Genomic DNA, 18209 nt, shown 5'->3' on the forward strand with positions numbered 1-18209 from the left:
CTATGGCCAATAAAGAAATCAACAGCAATGTGAAAGACTTTTTCTTCATAAGCTTTTTTTACCCCCTAAAGTATATTTTTTTATCATAAATGCCGCAAATCACTTGTTATATAAGTGACATGCCACAAAATGACCATGTAGGTCGTGTTCCGCAGGCCTGGCCGTTTTACAAATGTCCATGACCTGACCGCATCGTGTATGGAATGCACAGCCTGAGGGCGGATTTGCCGGACTTGGCAGCTCCCCTTCTATTAAAATAGTTTTCTTCTTTATATCGGGATCTGGCACTGGTACTGCCGAAAGAAGTGCTTTTGTATATGGATGCATTGGATTTTCATAGAGTTCCTCACTATCAGCTAATTCTATTAATCTGCCTAAGTACATCACGCCGACACGATCACTGATATGTCGTACCACACCTAAATCATGAGCGATAAATATGTAGGTAAGCTGGAATTCTCTTTGAATGTCTTTCATGAGGTTAAGAACCTGTGCCTGAATCGAAACGTCGAGAGCTGAAACGGGCTCATCAGCAATGATTAACTTCGGTTTTGTCATCAATGCTTTTGCAATCCCAATTCGCTGGCGCTGCCCGCCGCTGAATTGATGAGGATACCTCTTGGCGTGATAGCTGCTGAGGCCCACAACCTCAAGCATTTCTCTTACCTGCTTCCGACGAGTTTCTTTCGTACCGATTCCATGGACAATGAGGGGTTCTTCTAAAATTTGTTCGACAGAGTGCCTCGGATTTAAAGATGCATATGGATCCTGAAACACCATTTGAATATCTCTACGCGTTTTTCTTAGTTCAGATTTCGACAAACTGGTAATCTCTTTATCTTCAAAAATAATTCTTCCATCGCTCGCCTCTATCAAACGCATGAGCAGACGCCCTGTTGTTGACTTGCCGCAGCCGCTTTCACCGACAATCCCCAAGGTTTCTCCTTTTTTTACATAAAAAGAAACATCATCGACCGCTTTAACTTCTCCTTGTTTCTTTCCTAAAAGACCGCCTGTAATCGGAAAATATTTTTTCAGCCCGTTTACCTCAAGAAGTAACTCCGACATGTTTGTCACTCCCCTCCTTCAATGTATGTAGGAAACAGCGCACTTCATGTCCGTCTTTTTCCGTTTTAGCTAACTCAGGGGCTTGTTCATGGCATGGACCAAAGACCTCGGCACATCTTGCCGCAAACCGGCAGCCCTTTAAAACCGTTCCAGGTGCAGGGACTGTTCCCGGGATACTATACAGTCGATCTTTTTTTCCGCGCAGGTCTGGCACAGACTTTAGAAGTCCCTTTGTATACGGATGCTGTGGATCCTTTAAGATTTTTCGGACATCGCCCTGTTCTACAATTTGGCCTGAATACATGACAATCACCCGTTCACAAATTTCCGCAACAACACCTAAATCGTGTGTAATCAGAATGATGGACGTATTTGTTTTTTTGTTTAAATCTCTCATTAAAGCAAGGATCTGTGCCTGAATTGTCACATCAAGCGCCGTTGTTGGCTCATCCGCAATCAGCACCTTCGGATTGCAAGCCATCGCCATTGCAATCATTACCCGCTGCCTCATTCCGCCTGACAACTGGTGGGGGTGCTCTTTAAGAATCCCCTCTGCCCTCGGGATTCCTACTAATTTTAATAATTCGATGCTGCGCAACTTCGCTTGTGACTTTGATAGGCTGGTATGTAATCGGATGGCTTCCATAAGCTGATTTCCAATCGTAAACAAAGGGTTCAATGAGGTCATTGGCTCTTGGAAAATCATTGAAATCTGATTTCCGCGGATTTTTCGCCATTCCTTTTCAGTGATATTTGTCAGATCTTTTCCTTCAAAAGTAATTTCACCGTTTGCAATTTTTCCTGGCGGTGTGGGAATCAGTCCCATTGCAGCTAAAGATGTGACACTTTTACCGCTTCCGGATTCACCGACAATCCCAAGAATTTCTCCCTCTTGCAATTCAAAGCTGATGCCATCCACCGCGGGCACAAATTTCTTCCCCGATTGAAACGTTACCTTTAAATCCTTTATACAAAGAATCGGCTCTTTATTCACATTTACACCTACTTTAGCTATTCTATTAATTACTCAACAGGAGACTGTTCATGATATTTTAATTTAATGAATTTTATGACTATTATGGCATACATGAGATCGGGGATTTTGTCGAAATTTGGAATTATATTAAAAAAGTGCCTGACAGAATTCGAGGTTTACCGCGAATAATGTCAGACACTAAATGATTATTTCATTGTCCCAGTAAAAATATGAATCGCATCTCTTAAAAATTCTGCCGTGCCAGGCTGGTCTTTATCATAATAAGCTGTAAATCTTTCATCATCGACATACATTTGTGCAAGCCCCGCATGGGCTTCCTTGCTGTATTGGTTCCAATAATACATAAGCCATTGTTTATGCAGGTTAGCGGTCTTTTGAGCTAACTCCCCCGATGGATCTCCAGTTTTAAAAGCAGCGGCTAATGTTTGTGTTACTTGTTCGGCTAATGCTGTTACCTCATCATGCTGCTCCTGTGTCATATTCATAACCTTTTTATTGGATGCATCGACTGTACCGTTGCCGTATTTTTCACGAATTTCTTTGCCATACTTTTTTTCGTTATCGTCAATCATTTTTCTCTTAAAGCCTTCAAACTTCTCTTTATTAGACATGTTTATTCTCCCTTCTGTTAAGGCAATGGTTTTATCTACATTGGCAATTAATAACTCTAATTGCTCCTTTTTTTCGAGGAGTTTTACACGATGCTCTCTTAGTGCAGCAGCGCCATCAAAGGATGGGGAAGTAACAATCTCCTTTATGCTGTCTAAACTCACACCCAGCTCCCGGTAAAATAGGATTTGCTGCAGGCGATCCACCTCTGCCAGGCCATAAATCCGATATCCTGACGAATTGATTCTTGCCGGCTTAAGAATATCAATCTCATCATAATACCTAAGTGTCCTGGTGCTGACCCCTGCTAACTGTGCCAGCTTTTGCACTGTATACTCCATCTGATCACCCCCTCAACTAAAACAATACACCTTTACGCAACGTCAAAGTCAAACACTATTTTGCCCAATTTTCACATGGCGCTGACACCATTTCAAGACAAGTTCAAGTGATGTTTGTCCCGCCTCCGGCATACAGTTTATTAAAAGGGGGATTGACATGCATACTTCTTTATCCACGATTAAACTGATTCGGTATGTGGTGGCGTATGTTTTTATAATATCTGGATTGATGAAATTAATCAGTACGGAGTTAGCTCAAGTATTTCTTAATTTAGGACTTCCCTATCCCCACATATTGTTAAATGTAGTCATTATACTAGAGATAGGCTGCGGGATCTTAATTTTAGGAAATAAGGCGGTAAAAAATGCGGTGATTCCTCTAATCGCCATCATGATTGCTGCCCTTCTATTAACAAAGCTGCCAGTTCTAAAAACCGGCGTATTCCAATTTGCCTTCAACGCCAGATTAGACATCGTTATGTTGGCACTGCTTGTTATTTTATACAACCGATCACTGAAATAACTTAGAGGATGTCTCAAATGGATTCCCCCAAAGAGACATTCTCTTTTTTCTTAGATAATTATGATAAGATACAAATAGTAATGGGGGAATGAACATGAACCTAAAAGAAAAAGTAAAGAATCTTCCCTTAACACCTGGTGTTTATTTGATGGAAGATGCCCGGGGCAACATTATTTATATAGGGAAGGCAAAAAATCTTAAGAATCGGGTAAGGTCATACTTTCAAAATTCAAAAACACCTTCCCAAAAGCTAAAAAAGCTTAAAGCAAACATTGCCGATTTTACATACATCCTATTGGATACAGAATTTGAAGCCTTTATGCTAGAATGTAAATTGATAAGAGAAAAAAAGCCCATTTTTAATAGAATGATGAAAAACCCGCAGACCTACAGCTACATTAGGATTCAAACGGATGGAAATTCCCCTAGGTTTGAAATGGCCGATAGGATTGAAGAAAATAGTAGTTTGTACTTCGGCCCCTTTACAAGTAAACACAGGGTGGAAAAAGCAGTCGAGGGAATAAAAGAGTTCTTTCAAATCAGCTGCAGTAACCCAACGAGTAAGAATACCCCTTGTTTAAATTATTCCCTCGGCTTATGTATCGGAATATGCTTCAGGGAATCCGCAAAGGTACAGTATAAAATGATTTTGAACAAAATCATCGATTTACTTAACGGCACAGACGTAAGTCTTCTGAAAGAAATAAAACAACGTATGACCGAAGCATCCTTGAAATTTGACTTTGAAACTGCTGCAAAATACAGAGACAATTTAAATGCGATACACTCCCTTATCTATAAAGAAGCAGTGATTGAATTTACGGAAGCGAATAAAAATATTGCCATCATAGAATCCCTTGATGACCATATTTACAAACTCTTCCTTATAAAGGGGAACAAAATCCTATTTAGTGAAAAATATAATACAGAGAAACTAAACATGGAGCAGATTGTCAACGCAGCAAAAACAAACCTATCAATTTATTTTACTGCCGACCCGGTTACCCCAATTGAAGTTAGCAGGGATGATATCGATGAAGCGCAGATTATCTATAGCTATTTAAAAAGTAACAACTGTCATTATCTTATTATTCCTGATCATTGGATTGGGACCAATCACATCACCAAAATGGACAATTTCCTTGCTAATACGTTTAGGATGACGCGAACCATGCAGGACACTTCTGTCAAAAAGCCCTCGGTGCAATAGTTGACCGAGGGTTTTTCATGCACTATTTTTTAACGGCATCTGGCCCAAAATTGAACTCTCTATCAATCTCTTAATGTGAATAATCCCCAAAATCAGAATACATTTACTATTTTAAAAAAACTTTCTTTTATCCTACTAACTCTATATTATATTGAATTAACAATATTTTTAAACATGCATAGCTAATTTTCCAAAAATAGTTTTTGACAATTCAAACACATAAAAAGTATTATAGAATAACAAAAGGAGGTTGTCTAATGTCAAACATAAATAGGCAGAAAATTGTGGATAGTGTGCCGCAAACAGGATTTTTCGGACATCCTAAAGGACTATTTACTCTTTTCTTTACAGAATTTTGGGAGCGTTTCTCGTATTATGGAATGAGAGCAATCCTCGTTTTCTACATGTATTATGAGGTCTCCAAGGGCGGATTGGGGATGGACAAAACACTCGCACTTTCGATCATGTCCATTTACGGTTCCCTTGTTTATATGTCCGGTATCATCGGCGGCTGGTTAGCTGACCGAGTTTTCGGTACGTCGAAAGCCGTGTTTTATGGCGGCATATTGATTATGTTTGGCCACATTGTTCTAGCGATTCCTGGAAGTATAACCATGTTCTTCATTTCCATGGTATTAATTGTCCTTGGTACAGGATTACTTAAGCCAAACGTTTCGAGCGTTGTTGGAGAATTGTACAGTGAACAAGACAATCGTCGCGACGCTGGTTTTACCATTTTTGTTATGGGAATTAACATGGGGGCATTTATCTCTCCGCTACTTGTTGGAGCAGTAATGGACTATAGCTTCCACATTGGATTTGGTATTGCGGCTGTTGGTATGTTTTTGGGACTTGTCATCTTTATTTTAACAAAGAAGAAAAACCTTGGCCTTGCCGGAACAATTGTGGCCAACCCAATGTCACCAGCTGAAAAGAAAAAAGTCTTTACTATTTTTGGGTTAAGCGTTGTTGTTATTGCTATTATTTGTGCAATTTTAATTCCACAGGGACTTTTAACGTTTAAAAGTTTCGTAAATTTAGTTACAATTCTTGGTGTTTTGATTCCAACGATATATTTCGTTGTCATGTACCGCAGTCCTAAAACAACAGCTGTTGAACGTTCTCGTATTATAGCCTATATTCCGCTATTTATTGCATCAGTTATGTTTTGGTCGATTCAAGAACAAGGCTCAACCATTCTTGCCAATTACGCTGATGAACGCACACAATTAGACTTTGCTGGAATTCATATTTCGCCTGCGTGGTTCCAGTCATTAAACCCATTATTTATTATTATTTTTGCACCTATATTTGCATGGATGTGGGTAAAATTAGGGAAGCGTCAGCCATCGATTCCACAAAAGTTTTCTTTCGCTCTGTTTTTCGCCGGGATCTCATTCCTAGTCATTCTGCTGCCTGCTTACTTTGGCGGTCCAGATGCAATGGTGAATCCATTATGGCTAGTACTTAGCTATTTAATTTGTGTATTTGGTGAATTAAGCTTATCACCTGTAGGTTTATCCGCTACAACTAAGTTAGCGCCAGCTGCCTTCTCAGCACAAACGATGAGTTTATGGTTCTTATCAAATGCTGCAGCACAAGCACTAAACGCCCAAGTTGTTAGATTTTATACACCTGAAACCGAAATGGTTTACTTTGGTGTCATCGGTGGAGCTTCCATCGTACTAGGTATTATCCTTTTAATGCTCTCACCAAAAATTCAAGGGTACATGAAAGGTGTAAGGTAATAAAAAAAGGTGCATTCCTTCCAACACATTCAAACGTGTTAGGAGGAAATGCACCTTTTTATTATCGATTTAACAAATGCTTTACGGAATAAATCGGATGATACAGCATCATCCAAGGACCTGAATAACGCATTACTACCTTCATTTTTTGGCGGTATTTTAGCTTATAACAGTGGACTTTACAGTTAGAACAGGCGGTCTTCTCCTCGCCAAAACGGCAGAATGAGAGTCTTAATAAGGCATAGGTTTTAAGTTCCTGACAGTCTTTACAAAGTCCGTCACGATGATGATTCCTTCGGCAATAAAGTTCGATCATTTCCTTGACAATTTCTTTTTCCTTTTGGACATTCGGGCCAGTATTTGGTTCTATTAATCGTGCCTTCATGTTAGTAAACCTCCTTTAGATTTACTAAAAATCACCTTCATACTTTAACCATATCATAGAAAACTTCTATATTAACGGCAGATAAATTACAAAATTAGAACAATTACTGACTTGTTTTTCACGAAGCTACTTCCTTTTGAAGGGGCTTATTTCTGCCTAGCTCCGGATGAGCCTTCCTTACAACCGAGGGCCTTGCTAGAATAAGTGTCACCGCAACAAACAAAGTGGCAGATACCAGTAGAATCCATTGAGCAGGAAAAACATCATAGAGGAATCCATACAGCACCATTCCTAAAGGCATCAAAGCCATTGACATCGTTTCAAGTATCGAAAAAACCCTGCCTTTATAGTCATCGTCAATTTGCTTTTGCATCATCACCATTATGGGGGTATTAACGGTGATAACCAATGCTCCAAGACTGAACATGATCACCAGATAATAAACAAAAATAGAGTTAGCAGATAAATTCATCAATAACGGACCGGCAACTGCTCCCATGATGACTCCCATTCCAATGATAGCCTGTTTTGAGATCAGAAGCGGATACTTTACTTCCTTTCTAATCGAAAAATAAATTGAAAGCAGCAGCATACCAATGGCAAATGCTCCTTGGGTAAACCCAAAACGCTGTGAAGCCATTTTCATTTTTTCAATCAAGATAAACGAATAACCAACTTCAAATGCGCCAAAGAGAAAATTAATTAACAGAGATATCCAGATAATTGTCATAAGCAGCGGCTGCAGTTTTAAATAGGAAATCCCAGCCTTCATATTTTGCCACATGGATTCTTTCGGTTCCCCTTCAACCTCTTCTTTTCGGTGGGCAAACAAGTTAAAATTCATGGTTGATTCCAAGAAAACAGCTAAACAGGAAGCTGCGATATACATGATTAAAAAAACAGGCATGGAAACCGCACCATATAGAAGCCCTCCTACAGCTGGACTGGCAATGGCTGCAAAGGAAATCGACATTTGATTTAATGACATCGCTTTTTGAATTCGATCTTTATCGACAAGCCCAGTGATGGATGAAGTAAACGCAACTCCAGAAAACATAGATGTAAGAGATAATATGCAGGAAGTAGTATAGATAGCGGTGAGAGAAAGTCCTGATGTTAAAGTAACCACTAACAGAGTGGCGATAGCTGCGGTCGTAGCAATTTGTGCCGTGATTGCAATCATTTTTCGCGAATATTTATCCGCGATATAACCGGCAAAAGGGGCTGCAAGGGTTCGCGGCAATATATTACAAATCAAGTTCGCAGCAAAACTTGTTGCCGACCCCGTCAATTGTAAAATATAAAAACTGACAGCAAAAGAATATACCTGGGCCCCAAAAGAGGAAATGAGCTTACTGATTGTGAACGTCCACAGATGATACGTCGCTTTTTTCAGCTTTTTACGTTCTTCCATAAAAACCCCACCTCAAAAGTTTAATCTTATTAAACAAATAATAACATGGAAGCCTCTTCCATTGCAAGCAAAAGTTTAATATAATTAAACACGAGAAAAGCGCAAGCGCCCTGGTCAGCGGCGTATGGCCTAGAGCGCTCCAACTGAGATAAAGGAAACACGAAGAGCCGGAGGCGATTCGATGTTGACTTATCGTAGGGCGGTGCGCGAAGGACACTAGCCGCTAGGGCGCTGGAGCTAGACAATTCTTGAAGTAGAAAATTTATACTATATTATCTATAAATAAATATCTTAAAGGGAGCCAATTTCTATGTTGGGTGAACGAATACGTGAAATGAGGAAAAGGAAAAAAATGACGCTAGAGGTGCTAGCGGGTAAAGAGCTTACAAAGGGCATGCTAAGCCTCATAGAGAACAATAAGGCTAAGCCATCTATGGAAAGCTTAGCTTATATTGCTGAGCGCCTTGAAGTTGAAATTGGAGATCTTTTAGATGAGGTAAGTACACAAGAAATAAGGGAGATTCTTGAAAAATCGGAGAAGCTTTATAATCTGGAATCCGAAACGGATAAATATAAACAACTTATCGGCCTGATTGAACCCTATATTGATAAACTTAGTCAAGGATATGAGTCGGCACGATTATTAGATTTATATAGCCGCAGTCTTTATCATGAAAAAGTGGATGGATGGCGAAATTTTTCAAGTCGTTCCGCACAAATGTATGATGAAATGAATCTTACCGCTAAACGAGCAAACATCAGCATCTTCTGGGCTATGGAGAAATTTACCGAGCATGATTATACAGAATCATTAACTATTCTGCTGAGAGAACGTGCTGAAATTGAGAAAAGCCATGTCTATATTGATCCGATGACTCGAGTTGACCTCGACTATAATGAGGCAATCTTGTATTTTGCTGTCGGTGATTCTGACTCAGCCACAAAGGTTATGGAAAGTGCCATACAGTTTTCCAAAGAGCATCGAATATTTTATCGGATTAATGATCTATACAGGCTCGCTGTAGCACACGCACTGATGAGCCATGATGAGGAAAGGAAGGACCATTATTCCACAAAATTAAGGCAATATGGGGAATTTGCTGAGGACATGTGGTCTACGCTATTTCATGATCTTTTTCAGATCATGTCGCTTATTAATGAAAAGCAGGATTATGAAATGGCAATTGAAAAAATTGACCGGTATTTAGCTGATCCGAAAATAACGGAGGTTTATGAAATTTGGTTTCTTCTTGAAAAGGGAAAGGCATTGTATGGTCTCGAACATTTTAACGATGCCCTTACTTATCTCGAGAAAGTAAACGTTCCTTCCTGGGCCCATCACCCATATGATTTGTCACTACTTTATGTGGCTGATTCATATAAAGCCCTATGTCAGCTTGAACTTGGAAATAAGGATACGGCGGTGCAATTTGCTGAACTTGCGGTAAAAAATTATATGCCGCTCACACATACTCCATACAAAGATTTTGCCAATGAAACATACAAAAGAATCAGAGAAACGATAGAATAACCCCAAAATATCAATTAATAGAAGAAGAGCCCAATTCATCTGGATTGTGCTCTTACCTTTTATACTACTCTTCATTCAATTCATCAATCAGTTGTTTCGTCCTCTTTGCATTCCCTTCAGCAAAGTTTTCGAGACGATCCTTTAGTTCATTATCGTCGTGAATCCGCTCCGCGGTAATCAGATATGTCCGCATTAAATCTTCTTCGATTTCGATTGAATTTTTCAAAACTTCTTCCAGTTTGTCTTTTTCTTCTTTATTCTTTCCATTAAACTTATTTAATCCCATCGGAAGGGCCTCCTTTTTACCATTTTATCTTCTAATTCCCTTTATGCAGACGACGATATGGTATTAAAGTTCCCCTGTCTCATTGAGTTTAAACTTTGGATTATTATTCATATTGGGATTTATCAACAAAGGCGGTGTATAACAAATAGATCACAATACAGATGGCCGTCGTCACAAATCCCCAGCCAAGAGTGATTTGCTCGATGAGAAGGTAGTTGTTGCATAATTGCACAGGCGTTTCAATATATAACCATCCCATCGCCGTAAACAACGCGATAAAAAAATAAAAAATAAGATTCTTTCCGATAGGCTTAAGTTTCTTCCAACTATCCCTAAGAGGGATTCCAGCTAAGATTGGTAAACTAACAAATTTAAAGACTTCCATACCCAGTGATGTTAAGGCATCATCCATTGCCCTTGGGATCGTCCAATACAACACCATAATGATAAATAATAAAATTCCCGGAACTCCGTTGCTGTTCCATTTTTCAAAAAAATGAGGAAAACGAAGTTGAAAAAATTGTGCCATTAAAAATCCTGCAAACACTAATATCGGCATTTGCATATGCATGTGAATGATCATAACGGATTCCATTAAATTTGCGACCGGAGGAATCGCGAGGAAAAGGATGATTAGTAAGCCATATATCAGCTGCTTCATGATTACTCACCCGCTCCCCTTTCAAGAATACCTGTCAGTTTATTGGCAGCCTCATCCGTTTTTTTATAATCCATCACATTCATGAGTGTTCCATCTTTATCAACTAAATAAAACGCTGAATTATGTGAAAAATTTCCACTATCATCCGGGATGACAATGACGCCAAACTCTTTTAAAAGTGAATCCAATTCAGCTTTATTCTTAATTCTTGCCATCCGCCATGTTTCACCATCACTGTTAAAATAGGTTCGGTATTTTTCTAATGTGGCCGGGTCGTCTCTGTCAGGATCAAAGCTGATGCTTAAAAAGACAATATCTTCGCCGATATATTTGCTTGGTATCTTACCATAAACTTTTGACATATTCATCTCCAATTGCGGGCAAACGGACATGCAAGAAGTATAAAGAAACGTAATAAATACATATTTGCCTTTAAATTCAGAAATGGAATAATTCCGCCCTTTGCTATCCTCTAAGGTTACATGAGGAAATTGTGGCTTATCATCGATTAGTTTATTGACCCGCGCTGTTTCTGCTGTAAAGGCCTGGAAGCCATCGGTTCCGAAATAGAACAGCGTACCTCCGAATAAGATAACAAGCAAACATGCAAAAGTAGTATGCCAATCTTTGATCATGAAGATCACTTCCCAAATCTTTTATTTTACAGTTTTCGAAGCATAAAGAGATAGCCCAACTTAAGAGCTATCTCTTTTTTAAATCAAATCACCATGTTTTAAATGGCGGTGAGCCTGGAGGTGCATTCACTATGAATTCTGATAACGGGATAACATATGCCATCGCAACAACCAATAACATAATCACAATCCACATGCCCCAACGCTCTGTCCAAAATGGGGTTTTTGTTGCGTTTTCCTCTTCTTCCGCAATCGGGAATTCTGTTTCCCCTTTTGGTGCGAAGAACATCATATTGATGACTGCATACACTTGAAGAAGCACACCGATAATTAATAATGTTCCCCCAACAGCTAAGCACATTAAATAGGGATTCCAGCTTAACGCAGTTGCATGGTCTCCGTAAGTTGTAAATGAAGTTCTACGTGGTGAACCTAGTAAGCCTACCCAGTGCATTGCTCCTGACATAAAGATCATGCCAATTGTCCAAATCCATGTTTGGATCACACCTAAACGATTGATTTGTGGTGTTAAAACACGTTTTGAGATATATGGAACTAACCAATAACTAATGCCGAAGAATGTCATGACAACAGACATACCTAGCGTTAAATGGAAGTGTCCAACAATCCACATGGTATTGTGAACAACTTGGTCTAGTTGGTTTGTGCTTTGCGCAATACCGCCGGCACCAGCAGGAATGAAGGCAATCATTGCAATCATTGGAGCTAAGAAACGAACATCGCCCCAAGGCATTTTTTTATACCAGCCAATAAGTCCTTTTCCACCTTGTTTTCTTGTAGTCCGTTCAAATACAGCAAACATTGCCCACGCTGTCATTAATGAAGGGAAGCCAATCGCTAAGCTCATAAATACGTGCATAAATTTAACAGATGGTGAAATTCCCGGGTCAACAATTTGGTGATGGAATCCACCTGTAATATTCATGACAACTAAGGCAATAATGACAACACGAGTTAATGTATCACTCCAGCGTTTGCCACCGATAATTCTTGGTACAATAACATACCATGCTGAAACAGCTGTTAAATACCAGATATTAACTAACGTATGGCCAAAAGCCCAGAATAATGTACGAGCAACCATTACGTTGATTGTCTCAACCCAGCCGAATGACCAAGGAATAATCATTACGATAACTTCTACCGCTACTGGTACAGAACCGAAAAATAATAGTACAAATACACCAGTCGCAAAGTAAGAAAGGATCGGAACATGCTGTCCTTTATGTTTCTTTCTCCAATCAGCGACGTTAATAAATGCGCCAAACGCACACATCCAAACACCTACGACAATTAATGCTAACCCAATATAGAACATTGGTGCAGCTGCCATTGGCGGATAGAAAGTATACATAACAGAAGCATCACCCATGATAATTGGGATGACTGCTAAAACAAATCCGACAATCTTTAATCCAAAGCCAACCCAGGCCATCTTTCTTACTTTTGGAAGCAAACCGCCTAGTGTGTGTGACATTCCAGCATAAAAATATCCAATTGTAAAGAAAGCAGTTAATACAACAACTAATATTAATCCATGTGCAGTAAGAACCTGATAGTAATTAATCCATGATGGCAATTCCAGCAGGCCGGCACGGTTTAGTCCTTGCAAAAGTCCTAAAATCCCGCCAACAAGCAGGGCCATAAATGCGACAAATATATATGATTTCGTTAATTTTGCATCCTCATTGCTGATCCCCATCGCCTTAATCGCTTTATCTTTCAATGTATGAGATTTTGCCGTTTGCATGTTGCTTCCCCCCTTTATTTAACCGTAATCGTAGTACTCATCATTTGGTGTCCGGCACCGCAATATTCATTACATAACACTAAATAGGAACCAGGCTTATCAAATTTTTGCGTAATCTTTTGAATATGCCCCGGCATGACCATCGCATTTAGGTTTGTTTCAGCCACTTCGAACCCATGGACAACATCTTTAGAAGTTAAGATAAAATGGACGGTAGATCCGGCAGGCACTTCAATATTACCTGGATTAAAACTAAAGATTTGCAATGTCATAACGACTTCATATTCATTTTCACCAATCTTTGTAATTCCCGGCTTATCAAATGGTGCTGTTTGATCTACTTTTTGCGGATCTATTATTTCTTTATTACTTGGCGGCTCCATATCGTACGCGAAGGCTTGGTAACCAGTTATAAACATAAAAATCATTATCATTCCAAAACTTAAGGTCAGCCATATCTTTTCATCCAGATGCATCTTCATTTCTTTTCCCCCCTATAATCTCGTCATAAATAGCCCGTATAACAGTAAATACGTAAGAAGAATGACTACCCCTACTACACCCACGGAAATCCAGGTTCCTTTAAGCGGAGCTTCGTGTGCTTCATTTTTTTTGTTACCCTTTGTAGCTGCCATCCTATTTCATCCCCCTTAAATTCTTTATACTTACATCATAGTTGCGAACCGTTATCAACGAAGTGAACTGAATCACGGGAAAGAATAAAATTTAATAGAAAAAATGGATTGCTTATTATTTCAATTTCATTAAGACTTCCGCATGAACTTATTTATTAACTCTTCAAAAAGCACTATTATCACAGTCTTAACCTTTTTAGTAAGATTTTTTATTATGGTAAAATAGATTTTCAACAACGAATAATGGGCAAGAAAGAAAAATGACAAATTTGTGAACAGATAAGTTTTTTAAGAAAAAAAAGCTGTCCCCATGTATGGCAATTTGCTTGCATACGTAGGAGACAGCTTTTTTATTGTTTTTAACTAAATACAGGTAATGTCACAATAACCATCATCAGAAACATAATGGTTATATAGTTGACCGAATAAAGAAAATTCACGTGGGCCCATTTAAGATCATTTTTCGTGAAAAATCCGTATATACTTACAACCAGCCAGCCAATATTAAGCAGCGTGGCGAGTATAACAAACGTTGTCCCAAGCGGGGCCAGATAAAAAGGTAATGGCAATAAACAGGCAACATACACCGCCATTTGCCGCTTCGTCATCGCTAAGCCGTACACAACTGGAAGCATGGCAACCCCTGCCGCTTTATATTCATCGTATTTCTTGATGGCTATCGCGAAGGTATGCGGCATTTGAAAAATAAACAAAATGAGTGCGAGCATAATCGGGATCATATGAAAGCCTGATTCTATCGCCGTCCAGCCAATTAAAGGTGTAACAGCACCGGATACACTTCCGATTACGGTATTAAGTGTATATCTGCGTTTTGACCACATCGTATATAAGATTACATAGGTAAACCATCCGATGAACCCATAAATAGCAGCCTCAACGGTTATGAACAGTAAAAGAATAAATCCAAGAATAGACAGAGCTATTCCTAAAGTTAAAACCGTTTTAAGCGAAAAATGCCCCGTTACCGTAGGTCGATTCTTCGTTCTATCCATAACAGTGTCAATATCCACATCGTACCAGTTATTGATCACGAGTGCCCCTGCCATAACAAGCGTACTGCCAATAATCGTGAGCAAAAACAAATCCCAGTAATCATTAAAAGAAGCTCCGGTAAAATAAAGAGCTAACCAAAATCCTGTAAACACAGGCAAAACGTTTGCTATTAATACCGGCGCTTTAAAAAGTGACCGTAAATCAGAAAATAAAGTAGAATTCGCCAAAGCAGCTCCCCCACCATTTTGTGGAGCAGCAATGCTATTCTTATTCATCTGAAATCCTCTCCTAAAAATGGATAAAATAATTCTTTATTTAGAGTATCAATTTTTCCTCTCTATATAATAACACATTCCGGCACCGAAAAAAGGAATCAACCCTGTATATCTTAATAGTGGGTCGATTCCTAAACTGGAATATTATTCACCTTCAACTGTAACTATATTATTTTAAGAACTTAGCAATAGCACCGACAGCGATCACCACGATAAAAGCACCGATCAGAGCGGGAACCAATGAAAAGCCCGCTAACATAGGACCCCATGCCCCAAATAAATATTCACCAATCCAAGCCCCAATGAAACCAGCAACGATAGCCCCAGCCCAGCTTCCAGGCATCTTAACAGGTGCCAGTTTTTCCGCAACAATACCAATTATCATCGCGATAATAACTGTAATAATAAACGTAACTAAACTCATCATATAAACTCCTTTTTACCAGCATATTCGAACCTTGTCCTAAATGTTCAAAAGTAAAAAGGAATCCGCACCACAAAATAATCGATAAGATGCTAAGCAAACGCTTAGTATCTATACCACATGAAACTCACCAAGGATATAATCTTAATGATCGCGGTTCACTATATAATTCAATAAATGCTTTAAAAAAGTAGTATTACGCGGCACTTCCCTGAAGTGTTTCCATAGCAAAACAGTAATGGTCCCACATCTCTTTTCTAGCACCATCTGCCCCAAGAATTGACACAAACGTCGAATTGTTGTTTTCTGCGTCTTTTCCAATGGGCTTTCCAATCAGGCTTTGGTCTCCTTCAACATCCAGCAGGTCATCTTTAATTTGAAAGGCAATTCCTGCATGACGGGCGAATTTTTTCAATGCATCGATTTCGAATTCCCCTGCATGTGCGAGTATGGCAGGCATGATGAGCGAAGCTTCGAATGCGATTCCTGTTTTATAAAAGCACATAAGATTCAGTTGTTCTAGTGTTAATAGTTTCCCTTTGGACTCAAGATCCATCGCCTGCCCCTTACACATTTCCCCTGTTACACGGGCAGAATAATGAATTAAATGAAGCACCGTTTTTGAATCGAACTTGTCAAGTGATGCTTGTTCTTCAATTGCCTTCTGAGTCAGAAAGAGACCAGTTAATTCCGCTATGGCATTGTTGTACACCTGATGTAAGGTTGGCCGCCCTCTGCGGATGGAAGCATTATCCTGGGAAGGCAGATCATCGAAGATTAATGATGCATTATGCATATATTCCAATGACCTTAAAAGCGGATCGATTGCTGCGCTATTTAATCCATATTCATTCACACCCATCACCCAAGTCATGATGGGCCGGAGCCGCTTTCCATCGCCTTCAAGGCTGTAATTGGCTGCCTCAATTATTGGTGATTCATTATTAACAGCTGGAATAGGCAAGATATGGTTAATCCGATCTCGAACAGTTTCAATCGTATCTAAAAACTCTTCCTGATCCTTTCTGTCATTTTTCAAATTAGAAATCATATGGTCGCGAAGCAATTTATCGAAGAAATCAACATCATCTGCTTTAAGAACCATCTTTTGAATGAGTTTATTGAATTTCGGATTTCCTGAAGCAAATAGCCCCATTACCTCGTTATATTTTGCGATTCCCATTCTTTTTTTAAATCTTTTTAAGCCATTTATGGCACGGTCTAAAATTACCTCACATGTCTTGGGATCTGAGTGATACACATGATGGATCAAATTAGAGATGACTGCCCAATATAATTCAAAGGGGTTAATTAAATCAGGGCGTTGTTCATGATAGTTCAAATAATAAGTAAAAGGTGTTACCGCTCCGTTCTTCATGTCATCAAACATATCGGCAAAATCATCTGCAAGCTGGTTATATATTCCATAATAGAAGGTTCGGTTATCAAAGCCCTCGTCTTTAGGCGCACTAAGGACGGAACGGACAATCAAACGGGAAGAAGAGGATTTTAAAATGATTGGGATGTAAAGTTCATCATTGGTGTATTTTGTATTGGATAGTTCCTTAACACGATCTACTTCCTGAGAATGAAAAAACACATAGGACTGCTCGAAAAAAGTTTTCAATTTCCCTGGCCGTTGGATTGACTTAATATAATTAAAACCCTCTCGGAGTTCAGAATGAATATATCGCATCAGGCTCATGTTTTCCCCAAACCACTCGCCTAATTCGGGCACAGAACCGGTGATAAGAGTGGTCCTGATCAAATCAGAATATTGCTTCTTCTCCGTGTCAGACAAGACTTTGGAGTCGAGGAGATCATCAATGAAGGGATAGGTAAGCCCGTAGGCATAGCCGATCCTGACTGCTTCATCAAGATTTTTACTGCGTTCTTCGGCAGATGTATGATCCTCCATCTCTTCATAGGTATGCATCACTACCCCTGCAATAATCTTAATCAGTTTTCGCTGAGCATGCTCGACATCCATCCTTTCATGAATATTGACGGATACCGTTTTCAGCTTATTAATCAGCCAAATAACGGTCATTTCGATACCTTCCCTCTGAGCCCACCGATACAACCCTGCCATGCTAAACATTTCATTTTTATCATTCAGGGTTGTAAGCTGATCCTTTAAACGATCAACTACTTGACGAACCTTTGTTTGTGTTTCAGGAGAGTCGAGCGCCTTGCCAAGATCCCGCATGAAAAGATAAGAGATGCTCCGATCAAGGTAATTATCTAGTTTTCCAGTATAATTGAGCCATTGGATATAATGATGATACTCTAAGGAATCAGATTTTCTTTTTCCACGGGAAAACAAGGATAATAATGGATGATGAATGTGGTTCTGTTTCCACGATTGTATATCCTTTGTTAAGGCAGGAACATATGATTTTTGTGCGACTAGCACATTAAGTGAGTGAAAATATTGTGCCGCCTTCTGCTCAGCCCGCCGATAGGTTGTCTCGGCATTTTTTATTAACTCTTCATTCATATTTTACATTCCCCTGCTCAAAGATTTCATCCGAACATTTTTCTTTTAATCTATTAAATATATTTATGTATAATCCTAAAATACCATCTTTATAACCAAAAAAGAAATTAAAAAAAGAACCCTCGATGCAGTCGGTGTAAACTAATTCCGAACATTAGAAAAAAGGATGACCAAAAGTTCCT

General features: G+C 39.2%; 17 protein-coding genes and 1 pseudogene. 4 read left to right on the top strand and 14 right to left on the bottom strand.

Features of this window, described 5'->3' with window-relative positions; genetic code table 11:
* Positions 1 to 99: 99 nt before the first annotated feature.
* From ACO1D1_RS19720 to ACO1D1_RS19730, 3 genes are all read right to left on the bottom strand, one after another.
* A complete protein-coding gene (locus ACO1D1_RS19720) occupies positions 100 to 1068 on the bottom strand; it encodes an ABC transporter ATP-binding protein (RefSeq protein ID WP_149869072.1) in 969 nt (322 codons plus the stop codon).
* Complete coding sequence (locus ACO1D1_RS19725; protein WP_149869071.1) at positions 1049 to 2062, bottom strand: ABC transporter ATP-binding protein; 1014 nt, start codon at positions 2060 to 2062, stop codon at positions 1049 to 1051. Before ACO1D1_RS19725 ends, ACO1D1_RS19720 begins: the two co-directional genes overlap by 20 nt.
* 188 nt (positions 2063 to 2250) lie before the next feature.
* The gene (locus ACO1D1_RS19730; RefSeq protein WP_423336822.1) at positions 2251 to 3015 is read right to left on the bottom strand and encodes a MerR family transcriptional regulator; all 765 of its coding nucleotides are present in this window, start codon (positions 3013 to 3015) and stop codon (positions 2251 to 2253) included.
* Between the two features lie 157 nt (positions 3016 to 3172).
* On the opposite strand from ACO1D1_RS19730, the gene ACO1D1_RS19735 reads away from it, so the two are divergent.
* From ACO1D1_RS19735 to ACO1D1_RS19745, 3 genes are all read left to right on the top strand, one after another.
* Entirely contained in the window at positions 3173 to 3538 is a 366-nt protein-coding gene (locus tag ACO1D1_RS19735; protein WP_149869069.1) for a DoxX family protein, read from the top strand.
* Between the two features lie 94 nt (positions 3539 to 3632).
* Complete coding sequence (locus ACO1D1_RS19740) at positions 3633 to 4748, top strand: GIY-YIG nuclease family protein (RefSeq protein WP_423336823.1); 1116 nt, start codon at positions 3633 to 3635, stop codon at positions 4746 to 4748.
* A gap of 257 nt (positions 4749 to 5005) precedes the next feature.
* The gene (locus tag ACO1D1_RS19745; RefSeq protein WP_149869067.1) at positions 5006 to 6496 is read left to right on the top strand and encodes a peptide MFS transporter; all 1491 of its coding nucleotides are present in this window, start codon (positions 5006 to 5008) and stop codon (positions 6494 to 6496) included.
* Between the two features lie 61 nt (positions 6497 to 6557).
* Here ACO1D1_RS19745 and ACO1D1_RS19750 read toward each other — a convergent pair whose 3' ends face one another.
* Both ACO1D1_RS19750 and ACO1D1_RS19755 read right to left on the bottom strand, forming a co-directional pair.
* The gene (locus ACO1D1_RS19750; RefSeq protein ID WP_149869066.1) at positions 6558 to 6881 is read right to left on the bottom strand and encodes a nitrous oxide-stimulated promoter family protein; all 324 of its coding nucleotides are present in this window, start codon (positions 6879 to 6881) and stop codon (positions 6558 to 6560) included.
* A 118-nt stretch (positions 6882 to 6999) separates the two neighbouring features.
* Positions 7000 to 8295 carry an MFS transporter gene (locus tag ACO1D1_RS19755; protein ID WP_423336824.1) on the bottom strand — a complete coding sequence of 432 codons (1296 nt, stop codon included), beginning with the start codon at positions 8293 to 8295 and terminating at the stop codon, positions 7000 to 7002.
* Between the two features lie 310 nt (positions 8296 to 8605).
* Here ACO1D1_RS19755 and ACO1D1_RS19760 point away from each other — a divergent pair, with 310 nt between their 5' ends.
* Positions 8606 to 9826, top strand: coding sequence for a helix-turn-helix transcriptional regulator (locus ACO1D1_RS19760; RefSeq protein WP_149869064.1), 1221 nt, complete (start codon positions 8606 to 8608; stop codon positions 9824 to 9826).
* Positions 9827 to 9890: 64 nt separating this feature from the next.
* On the opposite strand, the gene ACO1D1_RS19765 is transcribed toward ACO1D1_RS19760, so the two are convergent.
* The 9 genes and pseudogenes from ACO1D1_RS19765 to ACO1D1_RS19805 form a co-directional block, all read right to left on the bottom strand.
* Positions 9891 to 10112: a hypothetical protein gene (locus tag ACO1D1_RS19765; RefSeq protein WP_149869063.1), complete on the bottom strand. Its 222-nt coding sequence runs from the start codon at positions 10110 to 10112 to the stop codon at positions 9891 to 9893.
* 103 nt (positions 10113 to 10215) lie between these two features.
* On the bottom strand, positions 10216 to 10773 hold the full coding sequence (locus ACO1D1_RS19770) for a hypothetical protein (RefSeq protein ID WP_190284834.1): 558 nt from the start codon (positions 10771 to 10773) through the stop codon (positions 10216 to 10218).
* A 2-nt stretch (positions 10774 to 10775) separates the two neighbouring features.
* Positions 10776 to 11408: an SCO family protein gene (locus ACO1D1_RS19775; RefSeq protein WP_423336825.1), complete on the bottom strand. Its 633-nt coding sequence runs from the start codon at positions 11406 to 11408 to the stop codon at positions 10776 to 10778.
* An 88-nt stretch (positions 11409 to 11496) separates the two neighbouring features.
* The gene (locus ACO1D1_RS19780; protein ID WP_423336826.1) at positions 11497 to 13179 is read right to left on the bottom strand and encodes a cbb3-type cytochrome c oxidase subunit I; all 1683 of its coding nucleotides are present in this window, start codon (positions 13177 to 13179) and stop codon (positions 11497 to 11499) included.
* A 14-nt stretch (positions 13180 to 13193) separates the two neighbouring features.
* The gene (locus ACO1D1_RS19785; RefSeq protein ID WP_423336827.1) at positions 13194 to 13661 is read right to left on the bottom strand and encodes a cytochrome c oxidase subunit II; all 468 of its coding nucleotides are present in this window, start codon (positions 13659 to 13661) and stop codon (positions 13194 to 13196) included.
* Between the two features lie 12 nt (positions 13662 to 13673).
* Positions 13674 to 13814: a cytochrome c oxidase subunit 2A gene (locus ACO1D1_RS19790; RefSeq protein WP_149869058.1), complete on the bottom strand. Its 141-nt coding sequence runs from the start codon at positions 13812 to 13814 to the stop codon at positions 13674 to 13676.
* A 359-nt stretch (positions 13815 to 14173) separates the two neighbouring features.
* The gene (cyoE, locus tag ACO1D1_RS19795; protein WP_423336828.1) at positions 14174 to 15103 is read right to left on the bottom strand and encodes a heme o synthase; all 930 of its coding nucleotides are present in this window, start codon (positions 15101 to 15103) and stop codon (positions 14174 to 14176) included.
* 169 nt (positions 15104 to 15272) lie between these two features.
* Entirely contained in the window at positions 15273 to 15527 is a 255-nt protein-coding gene (locus ACO1D1_RS19800) for a GlsB/YeaQ/YmgE family stress response membrane protein (RefSeq protein ID WP_423336829.1), read from the bottom strand.
* A gap of 144 nt (positions 15528 to 15671) precedes the next feature.
* Positions 15672 to 18027, bottom strand: a pseudogene (locus ACO1D1_RS19805) (polyprenyl synthetase family protein).
* Between the last annotated feature and the right edge of the window lie 182 nt (positions 18028 to 18209).

The sequence above is a fragment of the Neobacillus sp. 19 genome, from assembly GCF_049463095.1.
Classification (GTDB): Bacteria; Bacillota; Bacilli; order Bacillales; family Cytobacillaceae; genus Neobacillus.